Origin of the sequence: Nocardiopsis sp. NPDC006832, assembly GCF_040635885.1 — a bacterium.
Lineage (GTDB): Bacteria > Actinomycetota > Actinomycetes > Streptosporangiales > Streptosporangiaceae > Nocardiopsis.
Window position 1 is genome coordinate 1 of the sequence record NZ_JBEYLC010000089.1, and the last position, 18,568, is coordinate 18,568.

General features: G+C 70.2%; 15 protein-coding genes. 10 read left to right on the forward strand and 5 right to left on the reverse strand.

The window, feature by feature from the left end; all coding sequences use genetic code 11:
* Both ABZ717_RS26610 and ABZ717_RS26615 read right to left on the reverse strand, forming a co-directional pair.
* The coding region (locus ABZ717_RS26610) for an ABC transporter permease (RefSeq protein WP_358515364.1) at positions 1 to 689 on the reverse strand (689 nt) is incomplete at its 3' end.
* Positions 686 to 1,645: an ATP-binding cassette domain-containing protein gene (locus ABZ717_RS26615; protein ID WP_358515367.1), complete on the reverse strand. Its 960-nt coding sequence runs from the start codon at positions 1,643 to 1,645 to the stop codon at positions 686 to 688. The genes ABZ717_RS26610 and ABZ717_RS26615, both read right to left, overlap by 4 nt.
* Before the next feature lie 127 nt (positions 1,646 to 1,772).
* Between ABZ717_RS26615 and ABZ717_RS26620 the strand changes: the two genes are divergently transcribed.
* On the forward strand, positions 1,773 to 2,840 hold the full coding sequence (locus ABZ717_RS26620; protein ID WP_358515370.1) for a helix-turn-helix domain-containing protein: 1,068 nt from the start codon (positions 1,773 to 1,775) through the stop codon (positions 2,838 to 2,840).
* Positions 2,841 to 3,111: 271 nt separating this feature from the next.
* Positions 3,112 to 4,323, forward strand: coding sequence for a PP2C family protein-serine/threonine phosphatase (locus ABZ717_RS26625; protein WP_358515372.1), 1,212 nt, complete (start codon positions 3,112 to 3,114; stop codon positions 4,321 to 4,323).
* Between the two features lie 40 nt (positions 4,324 to 4,363).
* On the opposite strand, the gene ABZ717_RS26630 is transcribed toward ABZ717_RS26625, so the two are convergent.
* Complete coding sequence (locus ABZ717_RS26630) at positions 4,364 to 5,164, reverse strand: cyclase family protein (RefSeq protein ID WP_358515375.1); 801 nt, start codon at positions 5,162 to 5,164, stop codon at positions 4,364 to 4,366.
* 150 nt (positions 5,165 to 5,314) lie between these two features.
* Here ABZ717_RS26630 and ABZ717_RS26635 point away from each other — a divergent pair, with 150 nt between their 5' ends.
* From ABZ717_RS26635 to ABZ717_RS26670, 8 genes are all read left to right on the forward strand, one after another.
* On the forward strand, positions 5,315 to 6,988 hold the full coding sequence (locus ABZ717_RS26635) for an alpha-glucosidase (RefSeq protein WP_358515378.1): 1,674 nt from the start codon (positions 5,315 to 5,317) through the stop codon (positions 6,986 to 6,988).
* Between the two features lie 117 nt (positions 6,989 to 7,105).
* Entirely contained in the window at positions 7,106 to 8,257 is a 1,152-nt protein-coding gene (locus tag ABZ717_RS26640; protein WP_358515381.1) for an FAD-dependent monooxygenase, read from the forward strand.
* A 501-nt stretch (positions 8,258 to 8,758) separates the two neighbouring features.
* A complete protein-coding gene (locus ABZ717_RS26645) occupies positions 8,759 to 11,911 on the forward strand; it encodes a hypothetical protein (protein WP_358515383.1) in 3,153 nt (1,050 codons plus the stop codon).
* A gap of 194 nt (positions 11,912 to 12,105) precedes the next feature.
* Positions 12,106 to 13,134 (forward strand): iron-siderophore ABC transporter substrate-binding protein, encoded by a 1,029-nt coding sequence (locus tag ABZ717_RS26650; RefSeq protein WP_358515397.1) that lies wholly within the window; start codon positions 12,106 to 12,108, stop codon positions 13,132 to 13,134.
* Between the two features lie 71 nt (positions 13,135 to 13,205).
* Positions 13,206 to 14,171 carry an iron ABC transporter permease gene (locus tag ABZ717_RS26655; RefSeq protein ID WP_358515400.1) on the forward strand — a complete coding sequence of 322 codons (966 nt, stop codon included), beginning with the start codon at positions 13,206 to 13,208 and terminating at the stop codon, positions 14,169 to 14,171.
* Between the two features lie 68 nt (positions 14,172 to 14,239).
* On the forward strand, positions 14,240 to 15,259 hold the full coding sequence (locus tag ABZ717_RS26660) for an iron chelate uptake ABC transporter family permease subunit (protein WP_358515403.1): 1,020 nt from the start codon (positions 14,240 to 14,242) through the stop codon (positions 15,257 to 15,259).
* Positions 15,238 to 16,101, forward strand: coding sequence for an ABC transporter ATP-binding protein (locus ABZ717_RS26665; RefSeq protein ID WP_358515386.1), 864 nt, complete (start codon positions 15,238 to 15,240; stop codon positions 16,099 to 16,101). Before ABZ717_RS26660 ends, ABZ717_RS26665 begins: the two co-directional genes overlap by 22 nt.
* A 155-nt stretch (positions 16,102 to 16,256) precedes the next feature.
* Positions 16,257 to 16,871, forward strand: a complete 615-nt coding sequence (locus ABZ717_RS26670) for a TetR/AcrR family transcriptional regulator (protein ID WP_358515389.1) — start codon at positions 16,257 to 16,259, stop codon at positions 16,869 to 16,871.
* 66 nt (positions 16,872 to 16,937) lie between these two features.
* Here ABZ717_RS26670 and ABZ717_RS26675 read toward each other — a convergent pair whose 3' ends face one another.
* Entirely contained in the window at positions 16,938 to 18,149 is a 1,212-nt protein-coding gene (locus ABZ717_RS26675) for an acyl-CoA dehydrogenase family protein (RefSeq protein WP_358515392.1), read from the reverse strand.
* Positions 18,149 to 18,568: phosphotransferase (locus ABZ717_RS26680; protein WP_358515394.1), on the reverse strand; the 420-nt coding region annotated here is incomplete at its 5' end. The genes ABZ717_RS26680 and ABZ717_RS26675, both read right to left, overlap by 1 nt.

Here is an 18,568-nt window from a genome sequence, read left to right on the forward strand (position 1 = left end):
CGGGCGGCGTCCATGACGTGGGTGACCGGGTTGATCCCCGCCCAGCTCCGCAGCCAGTCGGGCAGGGTCTCCACCGGCGCCGCCATGCTGGTGCCCAGGAGCAGCGGCAGGATCGCGATGAAGGTGAACGCCATGACAGCGGTCTCGTCGCGCATGAGCACCCCGAGGAACACCATCACCCAGCTCAGCGCGAACCCGAAGCCGATCGCCAGGGCGGAGGCGGCGATCGCCGAAACCGCGTCGGTCTCCACCCGGAAGCCCATGAGGAACCCGATGGCGAACAGGATCAGCACGGTGATCACGTACCGGACCAGGTCGGCCAGGACCGAACCGAGCAGTGGCGTGGAGCGACCGATGGGCAGGCTGCGGAACCGGTCGTAGACACCCTTCTTCATGTCGATGTTGATGGTGAGCCCGGAGGAGAGCATCCCGGCGATGCCCGCGCCCATCACCAGCACCCCGGGGAACAGGTATTGCAGATAGGCGTCGGTGGATCCGGACACCGAGCCGCCGAACAGGTACACGAACAGGACCATGAAGATCGCCGGGGTCATCACCCCGTTGACCAGGCTTCCCGGGTTGCGCAGGGACTTGGCCAGGCTCCGTCGGGCCAGCACGATGCCGTGGCGGAGCAGGGCGGCGGGCCGGGCCGGGGCGGCCGGTCGTCGGGGCATGGTGGGGGCGCTCATGCGGTCTCCTCCTCGTGGGTGTCGCGAGAGGCGCCGGTCAGGGCGAAGAACACCTCGTCCAGGCTCGGCAGGCGCAGGGAGAACTCGGTGACCCGTATGTCCGCCTCTCGCAGGGCACGGGCCAGTTCCCAGGCGGTGGCGTCGCCATCGACCGGGACGGTCAGGGTGTGGCCGCCCGTGTGGTCGGGCGCGCGTCCGGTGACCCGTTCCATGGCCAGGGCGGCGGTCGGAACCCGGGTGGGGTCGGTGGGGCGCAGCGAGACGGCCTGACCGCCGACCACGCGTTTGAGCTCGGCCGGGGTGCCGTCGGCGATCACCCGGCCGTGGTCGATCACGGCGATGGCGTCGGCCAGCGCGTCGGCCTCCTCCAAATACTGGGTGGTGAGCAGGACGGTGGTGCCCTCGGCGGTGAGTTCGCGGACCATGCGCCACAGTTCCTCGCGTTTACCCGGGTCCAGGCCGACCGAGGGTTCGTCGAGGAAGACCACGTGGGGTCGGCCCACGAGCGAGGCCGCCAGGTCCAGCCGGCGTCGCATCCCTCCGGAGTAGGTGGTGACCGGGCGCCGGGCGGCGTCGGTGAGTTCGAAGCGTTCGAGGAGTTGATGGGCCCGGTCGGTGGCCCCGGTCTTGCCCAGGTCCAGGAGTCGGCCGATCAGGACCAGGTTGGCCGTGCCGGTCAGCTCCTCGTCGAGCATGGAGCCCTGCCCGGTGAGCCCGATCAGTCGGCGCACTCGGGCCGCCTCGCGGACGACGTCGTGTCCGCCGACGGTGGCGGCGCCCTCGTCGGGGCGGGCGAGGGTGGCCAGGATCCGGATGGCGGTGGTCTTGCCCGCTCCGTTGGGGCCCAGGACGCCGAGGACCGAACCGGGGCGGGCGGACAGGTCCACCCCGGCCAGCGCGGTCGTCTTCCCGAACCGTTTCACCAGCCCCCGGGCTTGGAAGGCGTAGTCGGTCATGGTGTGCCTCACTCGCTTTCGCAGCAGTGTTCTACTTAAAATGATGTCATCATCTGGATGGTCAAGGTATCCGAGTGTTGGCGGTATCTCAACGTAGGATGGGTGGCACACCGCGGCTAGGAGGACGATGGTTCGGCTCAACAGGGCGCAGCAGCAGGAACACAATCGGGCGAAGGTGCTCGCCGCGGCCCGCGAGGAGTTCGCCGAACACGGCTTCCGTGGCACCGGCATCGACCGCATCGCCGCGCGCGCCGAACTCACCCGCGGGGCCGTCTACTCCAACTTCCCGGGTAAGCGCGCCCTGTACTTCGCCGCCTTGGCCCAGGCCGCCGAAGAGGCCCCGCCGGGGAAGGTCGACGCCACCACCATCGAACGGGCCCTGGGCGACTTCGCCCGCTCCTGGGTGGCCCGACTGCCCATCGGCGGCGACGAACGCGCGGGCGCCGACGCCATGGCCGAGATCACCGCCGACGCCCGGGTGAGCGCGACCTTCGCCCGTCTCACCATGCTGGAGTCGGTCCTGCTCGGTATCGCCCTGGAGCACCTGGACCCGGGCGGGCGCCGCGTCCGGGTGGCGCAGAGCGTGCTCACCACGCTGCACGGGGCCGAGCGGCTCGCCGCCGCGGCACCCGGCTTCACCGACCCCTTCACGGTCATCCGCGCCTGTGAGCACCTGGCCGGGCTCGCCCTGGAGGACGCCTGGCCGCTGCCGCACATCTCCCACGTCCCACCCGCCCGGGCCGCGAACGAGCCCTGGGAGGCCCCCACCGGGTTCGACCTGCTGACCCGCGCATCGGTGACGGTGGACACCGGGATCGTGGTGGTGCTCGGTCCGCACCGTCTGGAGGCGTTGGAGGAGGCCCTGCGCGCCGCGCCCGAGGGTGTGCCGGTCACCCTGGTCCCGGTCACCGATGATCCGGGCGAACTCCTGCCGCTGGTCCGGCTGGTCGTCGCCGAGTTGCGAGGTCACCTGTCCCGGGCCTTCCCTCTCCGGGCGTGGACCCGGGCGCGGATCGTGTTGGAGTCCGGCGTCGCCGCCGCGGCCGGCGTGGTCGATCCGGGCGAAGGGACCGAGTCCGCGCTGTCGGTCGAAGGCGGCCGGATCATCGCTCGGGCCGAGGGGCGGGGCGCGGGTCACGCGGTGGCCGCCTTCGCCGCCGACGTCGTGCGGGCGGGTGGGGCGACCGAGGGCTGAGCGAACGCTCATTCCGCATGGTCCTCGTCGAACGAGCCCGGGTCCTCGTGTGGATCGTGGCCGGCGAAGGCGACGTTCATGATGTTCCCTTCCGGTGTCGGGGGTGGCCTCGAACCCCCTGTGAGTCAACTTAGGTTGACTTCGTCGAGAAGTCAATCAAGGTTGACTCCCTTCGGGGTGTACGCCTTTGAACCGCTCAAGGACACGCGATCGGGAACACCGGGTGACGAAACGTTCCGGTGTGACACTGAATGTTCCGGGAGGTGAAGGCGTGGACGATGTGATTCCGCTCGGCGAGGGCGAACTCCTCTTCGAGGAACTGGTCAGGTCCGTGCACGCGTGCGGGCCCATCGAAGTCCTGGAGATCGCGAACCGCTACGGCACCGCCATCGGGCTCGACAAGATCACCGTTCACCTCGTCGACCTGCAACAACACCTGCTGGTGCCGCTCACCGGCGGGCCCATCCTCGACATCGACACCACCGTCGCCGGGGAGGCCTACCGGAACGACACCCTGCGGCTGGCCGAGGGCGGGGAGGACCAACTCAGCCTCTGGCTTCCCCTCAAGGACGGCGCCGACCGCATCGGGGTCCTGCACGTCCGCACCTCCAGGCTGGACGAACCCACCCTCCGCCGCTGTCAGGCCCTGGCCGCGCTACTGGCCCTGGTCATCACGTCCAAGCGCGCCTACAGCGACACCTACGTCCGCCGCACACGAGCCCGGCCGGTGCGGTTGCGCACCGAGATGCTGCGCGCCTTCCTTCCACCGCGCACCCTCGGCACCGCACGCGGGGTCTCCACCGCGGTCCTCGAACCCGCCTACGAACTGGGCGGCGACGCCTTCGACCACTCCATCACCCGTGACACCCTGCACGCCGTCATCCTCGACGCGATGGGTCACGACCTCGCCTCCGGACTGACCGCGTCGGTGGCCATGGCCGGTGCTCGCAGCGCCCGCCGTAACGGAGCCGAGCCGGGCGAACTCACCGCCGGCGTGGAGAAGGCGCTCATCGACTGGCTGCCCGAACGATTCTGCACGGCGGTCTTCGCAGACCTGAATCTGTCCACCGGACTGTTCACCTGGGCCAACTGCGCGCACCCGGCCCCCTTGCTCATCCGGGGCAGGTGCCTGATCCCCGGGGCCATGGACCGTCCGCCCGAACTGCCGCTCGGTCTCAACGGGGTCGTCTCCGACAGCACTTCGCGCACCGTCCATCGGATGGCCCTGGAACCAGGAGACCAGGTGCTGCTCTACACCGACGGTGTCATCGAGGCGCACGCCACCGACGGGCGCATGTTCGGTCTGGAGCGCTTCGCCGACTTCGTCACCAGGGCGACCTCCGCCGACGAGCCCGCACCGGAGACGCTGCGCCGGTTGATCCATTCGATCCACACCCACCAGCGCGGTGGTTTCACCGACGACGCGACCATCATGCTGCTGGAGTGGACCCCCGATCCGAAGATCCCCGGACCCCGGAACTGAACGGTCGCGGGAACCGACCGTCCCGAGCCGATCGACCGTCTCACCACAGCGCGAGCACCCGGCTGGGCCCGCCCGAAGCGTCCAGACCGGGCAGCACCCCCACCGTGAGCGTCGCGCCCACGGGCGGCAACCGGTCCAACCCCGTCAGCGCCTCCAGCCCCCACCGGTCGGCGCGGCCGATCGCCTCGTGGGCGGGGAAGTCGGTCGAGTTCCCCGGGTCGCTGCTCAAGGTGTCCACCCCGAAACCGGCCACCGAGCGTCGCTCCACCAAGAACTCGCACACCTGTGGCGAGAAGCCGGGGAAGTGCCAGGCACCGTCCTCGTCCAGGCCCCGCACCGCCGCGTCGCCCTCGGCCCACCTGGAGCTCCACCCCGAACACATCAACACCGCCGTGCCCTCGGGGATCGGCCCGTGTTCGCGCTCGAACACGAGCACGTCGTCCACCCCCACCGTGGTGTCGGGATCCTCCGCCGCGCGCTCCCGGATGTCCAGCACCACCGCCGGCACGACGAGTTCCTCGGGTGCGATGTCGGGCACCAGTCGCCCGCCGCCGATCACGTGTCCGGGCGCGTCCAGGTGGGTCCCGGTGTGCTCGGTCAGGCTCCAACGCTGCAGGTAGAACCCGAACCCACCCTCCGGGGCGGGCGGGCTCAACGTCTCACGGGCCGGTTTCACCTCGTCCCAGGACGGCATGTCGGGGGAGATGGTGTGGCTGAGGTCCACCACCCGCCCGAACCCGCCGGGCCACGAACGCGCACCCGAGGGCCGCGTCGGCGTGGGGTCGGGCGCGGCCCCTCCCGTACGCGAACGAACGGTCTCACCGGTTCCGTGCAGACACATGGGTCCTCCTACCGCCTGAATGGTCTCGCCCGGGATATCCCCGGTGGGCCACCCGCTTCAACCGGATTCTCGTTCCGGGTGGCCGTTCCCCTCCCGTTCGGGCGGTCGGACCGATTGAATGGTCGCAACGTCCAGTGGGGGAGGAAGCCCATGCCCGAGGCCGGTGCCGAGTGGTGGAAGTCCAGCGTCGTCTACCAGATCTACCCGAGCAGCTTCAACGACAGCAACGGTGACGGGATCGGGGACCTGCCCGGGATCATCGACAGACTCGACTACCTGAAGCGGCTGGGGGTGGACGTGGTGTGGCTGTCCCCGGTGTATCCCTCCCCGTGGGACGACAACGGGTACGACATCAGCGACTACACCGACATCGACCCGCGATTCGGCACCCTCCAGGACTGGGACCGGCTCCGCGAGGGATTGCACGAGCGCGGCATGCGCCTGGTGATGGACCTGGTGGTCAACCACACCAGCGATCGGCACCCCTGGTTCGAGGCGTCCCGCGCCGGGGACCCCGGCAAGGACGACTTCTACCTCTGGCGTCCCGGGACCAAGGGCGGTCCGCCCAACAACTGGGGTTCGGTGTTCTCCGGGTCGGCCTGGACCCATGATCCGGGCCGTGACGAGTACTACCTGCACCTGTTCAGTCCCTCCCAACCCGACCTGAACTGGGAGAACCCGAAGGTGCGGTCGGCCGTGCACGAGGTCGCCCGGTGGTGGTTGGACCGAGGCGCCGACGGTTTCCGCATGGACGTCATCAACTTCGTCTCCAAGAACCCGAAGCTGCCCGACGGCCCGGTGATCGGCGACTACGGGATCTTCGCCGACCACGCCATCAACGGACCCCGCCTGCACGAGTTCCTGCACGAGATGCACCGGGAGGTGTTCGACGGCCGCGACGTGCTCACCGTCGGTGAGATGCCCGCGGTGAGCGTGGAACAGGCCCGTGTCCACACCAACCCCATCAACCGAGAACTGAACATGGTGTTCCAGTTCGAACACGTGGACCTCGACCACGGCCCCGGCGGCAAGTTCGATCCGCGTCCACTGGACCTGGTCGAGTTCAAGGCCTCACTGAGCCGCTGGCAGACCGGCCTGGGCGACGTGGGCTGGAACAGCCTCTACTTCAACAACCACGATCAGCCGCGGTCGGTCTCGCGTTACGGCGACGACGGGAAGTACCGGGTGGAGTCGGCCAAGGCCCTGGCCACTACCCTGCACATGATGCAGGGCACCCCGTACGTCTACCAGGGCGAGGAACTGGGCATGACCAACGCCCGCTTCTCCGACATCACCGACCACCGGGACCTGGAGACCCTCAACCACCACCGCACCATGGTGGCGACCGGGCGGGTCGACTCCGAGAAGGCGATGGCGGGGATCGCCCGGATGAGCCGGGACAACGCCCGCACCCCCATGCAGTGGGACGCCTCGGCGCAGGCCGGTTTCACCGACGGAACGCCGTGGATCGGGGTCAACGACAACCACACCGAGATCAACGCGGAGGCGGCCGTCGCCGACCCCGACTCGATCTTCCACCACTATCGGCGCCTGATCGAGCTGCGCAAGGAGCACCCGATCATCGTGCACGGTCGCTACACGCCGCTGCTGGAGGACGACCCCCGGGTGTTCGCCTACACCCGCACCCTCGACGGTCGGACCCTGCTGGTGTTGGCCAACTGGAGTGGGGAGACGGCCCCGGTGGAACTGTCGGAGGACGCTGTGGGCACCGGTGGGCGGATGCTCATCGGCAACCACCCCGAACCCGAACGGGTGCTCGCCCCGCTGCGTCCCTGGGAGGCGCGCGTCCACCTCTTCGACTGATCCTCGCCCGACGCCCCGTCCGCGGGCCGATCACCGGATCGTGATCGGCCCGTTCGTCGCCCACGCCCGATCCGTCAGTACGGTGTTGTAGGCCAAGCGAGCGGGTTGGGAGCTTTCATGAGGGTTGTCATCGTCGGAGCCGGTGTGGGCGGGCTCGCCCTGGCCCGCGGACTGCTCGACCAGGGTCACGAGGTCGAGGTGCACGAACGCGCGACGGGGCCGCGCACCGGCGGGGCCGGGCTGGGCCTGTACTCCAACGGTGTGGCCGCCCTGGCCGCGCTCGGGATCGACGTGTCCGGGATCGGCCGCCGTCTGGACGGCCTGGAGAACCGCGATCCCTCCGGGCGTGTGCGCTACACCCTGGACGTGGACGCGGCCCGCGAACACTACGGCTTCGAGACGCGCACCGTGCCCCGGCGGGACCTGCTGGCTCTGCTCGCCACCGGTCTGCCCGAGGGCACCATCCGCTACGGGCGGATCTGCACCCGGGTGCGGGTGAACCCGGACGGGTCGGTGAGCGCGCTGTTCGGCGACGGGGTCTCCGCCGACGGCGACGTGGTGGTGGGCGCCGACGGGGTGCGTTCGGCCGCCCGACGCGACCTGTGGGACGGCGACCCGGCCCGCCCCACCGGGTGGGCCAGTTGGCAGGCGCTGACCGAGGTGCCCATGGACGCCGCCGCGGGCACGCTCGCCGCGGTGGTCCAGGGCCGCCAGGGCATGTGCGGGATCATGCCGGCCGGGGACGGGCTGGCGCAGTGGTGGTTCGACGTGCGCTGGCGTTCGGGCATGCGGCGCCCGGTGTCCCCGGCGAGTGTGCTGCGCAGACTCTTCGGTGACTGGAAGGATCCCTGGGTGCGCGCGGTCCTGGAGCACGCCGCCGACGACGCACCAGAACTGTTCGAGCACGTCCGGCACCGGGTACCGAGGGTTTGGGGCGAGGGCGGGGCGACCCTGCTGGGCGACGCCGCGCACACGTTCCCGCCCTCCACCGCGCAGGGCGCCAACCAGGCCTTGGAGGACGCTTGGGCGCTCACCCGGGTGTTGGCGGAGGAGGGGGCCGAACGCGATCCCGCGCGGGCGCTGCGTCGGTACGAAAAGGCCCGCCGCGGCCCGGCCTCCCTCGCCTCGATGGCCTCCGGCGCGGAGGCGATCATGCGCTTCTCCCCACCACGTTTCCTGGGCCGCGAACGGCTCGGTGCCATGGCCACCCGGCGGTTCATCGGCTATCTGGGCGGCGTGAGCAACGTGCTGACCGACCGCACTCCCTGACCTGCATTCCAGCCCGGGGTGCTCGCGAATCCGAACGGGCACCCTTTTATGTGTGGGCCGAGTCCATTAGGGTTTTGTGGGTGGCATGAAGAAGTGAATGTCGGTGTGAGGCGGCCTGGAGTAGTCCTGGTTCTGGCTGTTCGTGGTGTTCTTTCCGTGCTGCGTGGACGGAAATCCCCCTGCGAATTCGAGAGTGGACACGGCATGGCTCATGGTTCTGCGCCCAACCCGATGATCACGCGCCCAGGTGTTCGGGAGGCCCTACGGGATCAGCTTCGTCCACTCCCTAAGAACTCTGCGCGCGACGCCAGGAAAATCGTTCTCCTGCATGGTGAGCGGGGTTCCGGCCGAAGCTCGGTCCTCGATTCACTGCGCGCCGAACTCGATGCTGAAACGGCTGTGGCCTGGCTCAACGCGGAGAATGCGCAATACCGTGGAGTTCCCGCCAAGTTGACGGTTCTGGCCAAACAACTCGCCGATCGCACCAAAGGACGCGAGAGCTTGTCCTTTCCCCGCCTGTTGGTGGGGCTCGCCGCGCTCCGAGCGGGGGAGGACGCGCGTTCCGAGTCCGAACGTCTCGGCCTTGAGCAGTCCGTAGTCCTCGGCGGTGAGCAGATCGAGGAAGCGTTGGACGGGATACATCGCGTGTCCCGCTGGGGGCGGGTGGTGTCGGAGACCATCGGTGGCGTCGAGTTGCGGGTGGACCTGGGCGTGGTGGCCATGGAGGGCGTCAAACTGCCCATCGTGTCGATCGGCGGCCTGGTCAAGCGGGCGGCCCTGCGCCCCTTCGTCGAGTGGTACGCCGAGTCCGCGGGCTCGAACAAGGGCAAATCGAACACGGGCAAGGGGACCGGGGTCCTCGCCGATCTGGCCCGCGACGATCGGGACCCCTCCGGGCGGGACATGGACGTCGCGCTGTGCGAGGCGTTCCTGGCCGACCTGCGCCACTCCCGTCGTGGCCGGGGGCGCCATCCGGCCCCGGTGGTACTGCTGGACAACGCCGACGCCGTCGACCCGGACGAATCGACCGAGGCGGGGACGTCCTCGCGCACGGCGGGCAGGTCGTTCCTGCGGCTGTTGAAGGACTCCCGTCCCATCCGGTCCGAGGACGCCGGCACTAACGAATTCGTCCTTCCCGTGGCGGTGGTCGCCACCGCCCGAAAGCCCCGCCCGGACCACCCCCTTCTGAAGCAGCTGAGGCTGCCGACCTTCGGCGTGGACGACTGCGGCAAGCTCATGTCGTGGCGTGGTCGCAGGCCGGAGGTGGTCGACTCCGAGACCGCTCGCTTGGTCCACGAGTTCTCCGGGGGCAACCCCTCGGTGGCCGCCGAGGTGGTGCGTGTGAGCGCCGAGCACCCGGAGGACGGGGGTGTCCTGAACCGGGTACTGGGACGGGACGACCTCGAGTCGAGGCTGTTGGACCGGCTGCTCGACTGGTCAGGGGCGCCCGAGAGCGAACGTGCCGCGTTGGAGATCTGTGCCCTGTCCCGTGACCTGGAGTGCGCGGAACAGCTCGCCAGGGAGGAGGGGCATCGCCTGAACCGGGTCGCCCCCCTGTTCTTCGGCGACGACGTCCCCGACTGGACGACCCCCTTGCGTCACCTCCTGGTGCGGCGCTTCGCCCGTGACGACACCGGTGGGGAGCGCTGGGTGCGCTACCACGAGGCCCTGGCCGGATACTGTGAGCGCTCAGGTGACCCCACCGGGGCCCTCTACCACCGGTTGGCGTTGGGAGGCCTGGGAACGGTCGCCGACGAACTCCTCACCGTCTTGACCGACGAAGGGGCCACGGACTCGTGGGAGGTCATGCTCGACGAGGTCACCCGTGCTCCGTGTCAGCACGTCGAGCACTGGGGTGAGGCCCCCGACGAACGCTTCGTTCGGCTGGAGCGGGAGTCCGTCGGGACCGGAATGGAACCCCACCGTGGTGAGGCCCGGCGTCTGGTCGCCGCACTGTGGTCCCTGTCCGACCCCTTCGGCGGACCCGAACGGGTGGACGCGCAGGATCAGGCCGCCTACGCCCTGATCGTGCTGCGCGGCCGGGTCACGAACACGGGTGTGCTCTCCAAACGGGAGGCCCGACACCGTAGGATCGCCGACGAACTTCGTCGACGAGACGTCACCTACCGCAGGTCCGCGCAGGACGACTCCCTCGTGCCGCCGAGACCGCGAGGCCGCGGACTCCTGGTCGTCTCCCTGGTGGTGGCCCTGGTTGTGGGAGGCGCGGTGGCCTTCGGGCCGGACCTGGTCTGTGGGGGCCCACTCTCCGGCCTGGTCCGGGTGGAGGGCGAGTGCGTCGGGGTCAACGATGGATCACACGTGTTCGACCCCGCCTTCACCGAGGTCCAGGGCCTGATCGAGCGGGAGAACACCCGGGTGGCCGGCGTCGCGGAGGAGGACGGTACCCCCGTGGCCCGGATCGCGCTGATGACGACGCTCACCCCCGACGGGCGCAGCCCTTTGGACACCGATCGGGTCCGGGCCGCCATGGAAGGGGCGCACGTCGCCCAGGTTCGGGCCAACCAGGACCAGACCTTCCACGGCGATCGTCCCCTGATCCAGCTGTACCTGGCCAATGAGGGCAGTCGTCAGCAGCACTGGCGGTACGCCGTCGACCGGCTGGTGTCGTTGTCCGAGGACGACGTTCCGCTGTTGGCGGTGGCGGGTCCGGGTCTGAGCAGCGACAGCGCCGAGCGGGCCGCCCTGGAACTGTCCGGTCACCGGATCCCCATGGTCAGTGGCATCGTCACCGCCGACGGTCTGGACGCCTCCACCGCCCCGGGTCTGATGCGCGCTTCGCCGACCAACTCCGAGTACGTCGCCTCACTGGTGGACCACGTCGAGTCCGAGCACCCCACCGCCGCGGGGATCCTGCTCTACGACAACACCGAGGACGACACCTACACCGCGACGTTGCGCGAGGCCTACGCCGAGCAGTTCGCGGACCACCTACCCCGTAACGAGCTGGAGTTCACCGGGAGGGCCATGGGACAGACCGCTCCCACGGCGTTCGCCAGCGCGGTCAACCACATCTGCTCCCAACAGCAGGGCCTGGACCTGGTGTTCTTCGCCGGGCGTGAGGACGACCTGGACGTGTTCGTCAATGCCTTGGCGGGGGAGAGGTGCGTTCCGGAGGACCCGCTGACCATCGTGTACGCCGCGACCGGGGTCACCGGTGGTGCCGAGCTCCATCGGGACCTCGACGACGGCAACCTCGACCTGGCCATGGCCTCCTCCACACACCCGGGGTGGGGCAGGGGCGACGTGGCGTCCCCGGCCGGGTTCGACGGGTTCCACGAGGTGTTCGTCGAACGGATCGACGCCGACCCCGCCAGGCTCGACGACGGGTACGCGATCATGCACCATGACGCCGTGGCGGTGACCGTGCACGCGGTGCGTCTGGCGTTGGAGGAGGTCGGGGGCGAACGGTTGCCCACTCCGGAGGAGGTCCGGAACCAGCTCTACTACCTGCACGGCGCGATGGCGGTCTCCGGGGCGGGAGGGGACCTGGAGTACGTGGCCGGCAGGGAGGGCAACCCCGTGGGCAAGCCGGTACCGGTCGTCCTGTTGGGCCACAGCCATGGTGGGGTCGTGGAGGAGGCTGGGAGCCCTCCGGGTGAGCCCTACCTCACCGGGGAACCGGAGGTTCCCTGAGCCTCGAAGCGGGTCCGGGCAAGGGTTCGGATTTTTTGGAATCGGGCCAAGTGAGGTTAGACTAACCTTGGTTGCGGTCGGGTTCGTCCTGATCCGCCCGGCTTTCGTGCTGCCCATACTCGGGCGCTCCCCATGTACGAAACGGCCCGCCGAGTACGACGAGGTCGCCTCCCGTGACGAAGAAAGCAGTGAGCATGAACCCCACTCTGCGCCGTTTCAGCGGTCTCGGCCTCACCGCCGCCCTGGCACTGGGCCTGGTCGCCTGCGGTACCGACGACAGCGGAGGTGACGGCGACGCGGCCTCCGCCGACGGCACCTTCCCGATCGAGATGGAGAGCGCGCTGGGGACCGCCGAGATCCCCGAGCAGCCCGAACGCGTGGTCACCCTCGGCCAGGGATCGGCCGAGACCTCCATCGCCCTGGGCGTGGTCCCGGTGGGTATCGAGAGCTACGAGTGGGGCGCCGACGACACCGGCTACCTGCCCTGGATCCACGAGGCCGTCACCGAGTCCGGCGAGGAACTCCCCGAACAGTTCGCGGGCGCCGCCGACATCGACTTCGAGGCGATCATCGAACTCGCCCCCGACGTCATCCTCGCCCCCTGGTCCGGCATCACCCAGGAGGACTTCGACATCCTCAACGACATCGCCCCCACGGTCGCCTACCCCGACCTGCCGTGGAGCACCGATTGGGACCAGCAGATCGAGATCATCGGTGAGGCGCTCGGGAAGCCGGAGGAGGCCACCGGCCTCGTCACCGAGATCGAGGACACCTTCGAGCAGGCCGCCGCGGACCACCCCGAGTTCGCCGACCTGTCCTTCTCCTACATCTACACCGACGGCCCCGGCACCCTCGGCGTCTTCCTGCCCGACGAGCAGCGCGTGGCCATGGTCCGCGGCCTGGGCCTGGAGGTCGACCCGATCGTCGAGACCTTCCCCGAGACCGAGGGCACCGACTCCGCCCTCATCGGGTTGGAGAACGCCGACCAGCTCTCCGACAGCGACCTGATCTTCACCTTCTACAGCGACCCCGAGTCGCGCGCCGAGATCGAGGAGCAGGAGCTGTACGCGGCCATCCCCGCGATCGAGAACGGTGCGGTGGTCGCCAGTGAGGACAACTCCTTCGTCACCGCCTCCTCCCTGATCAACCCGCTCACCGTCCCCTGGACCATCGACCGGTACGTGCCCCTCATCGAAGAGGCCGCCGCCGAGATCGACGACTGACCCATCACCAGGTGAACGTGAAGACACGCACGACGGCACCGCCCAAGGCCGGGCCCGTCCGCGCCACGCTCATGTTGGGCGTGGGCGTGGCGGCCCTGGCCGGCGCGGTTCTGCTCAGCCTGGTCGCGGGCAGCAAGCCCACGCCTCCGTTGGAGGTGCTGCGGGTGTTCACCGGCGGCGCCGACCCCTACACCGTCACCGTGGTGGAGAGCCGGATCCCCCGGACGATCGTCGGTGTGCTGGCCGGTGCCGCCCTGGCGCTGGCCGGCACGCTCATGCAGGGCGTCACCCGCAACCCGCTGGCCGACCCCGGCCTACTGGGCGTGAACGCGGGTGCCGCGGCGGCGGTGGTGACCGCCACCGCGCTGCTCGGGCCCACCTCGGTCACCGGAACGGTCTGGTGGGCGCTGCCCGGTGCCCTGCTGGCCGGGCTGGCGGCCTACACCGTGGGAACCCGCGGCGGCGACGGGGGCATGGTGCGTCTGCTACTGGCCGGGGCGGTCGTCTCGGCCATCCTCACCGCCTACGTACAGGCGGTGGCGCTCAGCATGCCCGACGTCTTCGACAGCTACCGCTACTGGGTGGTGGGCTCCCTGGCCGGGCGCGGCATGGACGTGGTCCTCGCGGTCCTGCCCGTCCTCTGTCTGGGGCTGGTCCTGGCCCTGTTCGTCATGGGCGGCCTCAACGCCCTGGCCCTGGGGGACGAGGCGGCCGTGGCCACCGGGGCCAACGTCACCGCCACCCGGGCCGGTGGTCTGGTCGCCGGGGTGCTGCTGGCCTCCGGAGCGACCGCCGCGGCGGGCCCCATCGCCTTCGTCGGCCTGGCCGTGCCACACGTGGTGCGCTCCCTGGTGGGGGTGGACTTCCGTGTCCAGGTGCCCTTCGCGGCGTTGGTCGGACCGACCCTGCTGCTGGTGGCCGACGTGGTGGGACGCACGGTGGTGCGGCCCATGGAACTCATGGTCGGCGTCGTCACCGCGTTCGTGGGCGCCCCGGTACTGCTGTACGTGCTGCGCAGGACGAAGGGGGCCTCATGAGCCGCACGATCTCCGAGCCCGCGTCGCGCCTGACCGCCCTCGCGGAGTCTCCCGAACCCACGCAAAGGGTGCTGCGGGTCGGGCGGTTGCTCGCCTTTCCCATCCACCCGCGTTCCCTCATCATCGGCTCGGCGCTGCTGGCGGTGCTGCTCGTGGCGGCCGCGGCCACCCTCAGCCTCGGCCGTCTGGGCATCCCCCTCGCCCAGATCCCCGCCGCGCTCGGCGGGCAAGGTGAGGCGACCCACCTGTTCGCCCTCGAACGCCTGCGCGGCCCCCGTCTGGTCGTCGCCGCCGGCACCGGCGTGGCCCTGGGGCTGGCCGGCGCCCTGTTCCAGTCGGTCACCCGAAACCCCCTCGGCAGCCCCGACGTGATCGGGCTCGCCGCCGGCGCCGGGGCCGGCGCTTCCGTCGCCGCGCTCGCGCTGCCCGGGATCGTCCCCGTCCCCTTGGGGGCACTGGCCGGAGCGTCGCTGGCCATCGTGATCGTGTACCTGGTGACCGGAACGGGGTTGCGCGACCCGGGCCGCCTCATCATCGCCGGGATCGGCGTGGCCGCCATGGCCACCGCCCTCACCCACTTCGTGGTGTCGGTGATGGCCCGCGACCAGGCAAGTGTGCTCGCCTCCTACGTCAACGGCAGCCTGTCCGCCAGGTCCTGGGACCACGCCGCCACCATCTGGGTGGCCGTGGCCCTGGCCGTACCGTTCGTGCTGGCGTTGGCCGGCCCCATCACCGTCAACGAGATGGGTGACGAACTCGCCGACTCCCTCGGGGCCGGCGCCACCACCACGCGCACCGGAGCGGTCGTGCTGTCGGTGGTGTTGTCGGCGGCCGCGGTGAGCGTCGCCGGACCCATCGCGTTCATCTCCCTGACCGCGCCCCAGATCGCCCGCCGGCTCAGCGCCGCGCCCGGACCCAACCTGGTGCTGTCCGCGGTGGTGGGCGCACTGCTCCTGGTCTGCGCCGACCTGGCCGTGCAACAGTCACCGGTCGGTGACGGGCTGCCGGTCGGTGTGTTCACCATGGCCCTGGGCGGCGTGTACCTGGGCCACCTGCTCATCCGCGAATGGCGAAAGGGAACCCTTTGAACGGCGAAACCACCCCGGTGCTTTCCGCTCGGAGTCTCACCCTCGGCTACGGGAGCGACCCCGTCGTGTCCGACCTGGACATGAAGGTCGACGAGGGCGAGTTCGTGGTGATCGTGGGCCCCAACGGCTGCGGGAAGTCGACCCTGCTCAAGGCGCTGGGACGGGTGAACCGGCCGGTCCGGGGCAAGGTCCTGCTGCACGGGGACGACGTGCGCTCCCAGCGCGCCAAGGCGGTCGCCCGCAAGCTCGCGCTGCTGCCGCAGAGCCCGCTGGCCCCGGAGGGCATCACCGTGCGGGCGCTGGCCGCCCGCGGGCGTTTCCCGCACCACACGCTGTTGCGCCAGTGGAGCCCCGAGGACGAGGTCGCCATCGCCGCGGCCCTGGAACTCACCGGACTGACCGACCTGGCCGACACCCAGGTGGGTTCACTGTCGGGCGGCCAGCGCCAACGCGCCTGGGTGTCGATGGTGCTGGCCCAGGACAGCCCCACCCTGCTGCTCGACGAACCCACCACGTTCCTGGACATCGCCCACCAGTACGACCTGCTGGAGCTGTTCGCCGAACTGCACCGGCAGGGCCGAACCGTCGTGGCGGTCCTGCACGACCTGGCGCAGGCGGCCCGGTTCGCCACCCGCCTGGTGATGATGCGCGACGGGGAGATCGTGGCCGACGGGTCGCCCGCCGAGGTGGTCACCGCCGATCGGGTGCGCACCGTGTTCGGGCTGGACTGCGACGTGATACCCGACCCGCGCACCCGGACCCCACTGGTCATCCCGCACGAGCGGGCCGTACCGGAGGGGCCGCGCGAGCCCGAGGGATCCGACCACGCCCGAGTGGGTTAGTCGCCGTCTCGTCGACCCCGGGGGTCACCCGTTCGGATGCCGAAGGTTCCCGACGACCTCCGGGTGTGCGCGAGGGGTACCATCCGGTCGGTATGCTGGCTCGGATCAACAGTCGACTCGCCACCGGGGGACGGGGGCAAGAGGTGGTACGGGACATGCGCGGTGCACAGCGGACGGCCGATGGGGACACCCCACGAGGCACGGTGCCCGAACGACTGCTGAGCGCGGCCACACGGCTCTTCGCCGAACGCGGCTTCGAGGGCACCTCGGTACAGGAGGTCGTGGCCGCCGCGGGCGTCACCAAGGGCGCCATGTACCACTACTTCGGTTCCAAGGACGACCTGCTCTACGAGGTCTACGCCCGGGTGCTGCGTATGCAGACCGAGCACCTGCAGGAGATCTCCGCCCGGGACGAGCCCGTCACCGAACGGGTGCACGCGGCCGCCGCCGACGTCATCGTCACCACCGTCGCCAACCTCGACGACAGCACCATCTTCTTCCGCTCCATGCACCAGCTCGCCCCGGAGAAGCAGCGCAGCGTGCGCGCCGAGCGTCGCAAGTACCACGAGTTGTTCCGGTCCATGATCGAACAGGGGCAGAAGGAGGGCGTCTTCCGCGCCGACGTCCCCGCCGACCTGGTCATCGACTACTACTTCGGCTCCGTGCACCACCTGAGCACCTGGTATCGCCACGACGGCGCCCTGACCGGTCAGGACGTGGGCGGGCACTTCGCCGACCTGCTCCTGGCCGGCCTGCGCCCCCAGGGCTGACCCCCGCACAAGTGGCGAGGGCCGGGGACCCGCCCCGGCCCCGGCCCTTCCGCGACGCGCGAGAGGCTACGCGTACTTGCGCAGTTCCGCGCGGCCCAGCGAACGCAGGTGCACCTCGTCCGGCCCGTCGGCCAGGCGCAGCGAACGCACCCCCGCCTGCCAGGCGGCGATCGGCACGTCCTGGCTGACCCCGGCCGCGCCGTGCGCCTGCACGCACTTGTCGAGGATCCACTCCACGGTGCGCGGGGTGGCGATCTTGATCGCCTGGATCTCGGTGTGGGCGCCCTTGTTGCCCACCGTGTCCATCAGGTAGGCGGTCTTGAGCACCAGCAGACGCAGTTGCTCGATCTGCACCCGTGCCTCGGCGATCCACTCGCGCACCACGCCCTGCTCGGCCAGCGGGCGGCCGAACGCCACCCGATCCAGCACACGCCGGCAGGTGATCTCCAGGGCACGCTCGGCCATGCCCAGGGCGCGCATGCAGTGGTGGATCCGCCCCGGGCCCAGACGGGCCTGGGCGACGGCGAAGCCCTCCCCCTCGGCGCCGACGAGGTTCTCCGCCGGTACCCGCACGTTCTCGAACAGCACCTCGGCGTGGCCGCCGTGGTCGCTGTCGTCGTAGCCGAACACCGTCATGCCCCGCTCGACGGTCAACCCGGGGGTGTCGCGCGGCACCAGCACCATGCTCTGCTGCTTGTGTCGGTCGGCTTCGGGGGCGGTCTTGCCCATCACGATGAAGATCTCGCAGGCGGGGTTGAGCGCCCCGGTGATGAACCACTTGCGGCCGTTGATCACGTACTCGTCGCCCTCACGGACGATGCTCGTGGTGATGTTGGTGGCGTCGGAGGAGGCCACCGCGGGCTCGGTCATCGCGAACGCGGACCGGATCCGCGCGTCCAACAACGGCTCCAACCAGCGCTTCTTCTGGTCGGGGGTACCGAACATCGTCAGCACCTCCATGTTGCCGGTGTCGGGCGCGGCGCAGTTGAGGGCGGCCGGGGCCAGACGGGGGCTGCGCCCGGTGATCTCCGCCAGCGGGGCGTACCGGAGGTTGGGCAGCCCGCCGTGCTCGGGATGCCCGGCCAGGAACAGGTTCCACAGACCCCGCTTCCTGGCCTCGGCCTGGAGTTCGCCCACGATCGGCGGGATCGCCCAGGGGTCGTCGCGTTCGGCGAGTTGGGTCTCCATCACCGGTTCGGCCGGATAGACGTGTTCTTCCATGAAGGCGAGGAGCCGCTGCCGCGACTCCTCGGTCTCGGCGTCGTAGGCGAAGTCCATCATTTCTCCTTGAGCATGGTGTGTGCGCGTTCCACCAGCGGCGCGACCACGTCGCCGATGCCGTCGAAACCCGCTCCGACGGTCAGCCCCCGGGTGTGCCGGAAGTGGATGCCCTCGGCGATCACCGCGAGCTTGAAGCAGCCGAAGGCCACGTACCAGCCGAGTCGGGACACGTCGCGACCGGTGGTGGCGGCGTACATCCGCACGAGCTCGTCGGAGGACGGGAAACCCTCGGCGGAGGTGGCGGGGTGGTCCCCGCCGGTGACCGGGCGTTCCCGGTAGACGAGCATCAGGCCCAGGTCCACGAGCGGATCGCCCAGGGTGGCCATCTCCCAGTCGAGTACCGCTGTGAGCTCGCCGTCGTCGGTGACCAGCACGTTGTCGAGCCGGTAGTCGCCGTGCACGATCGCGGGCGCGGA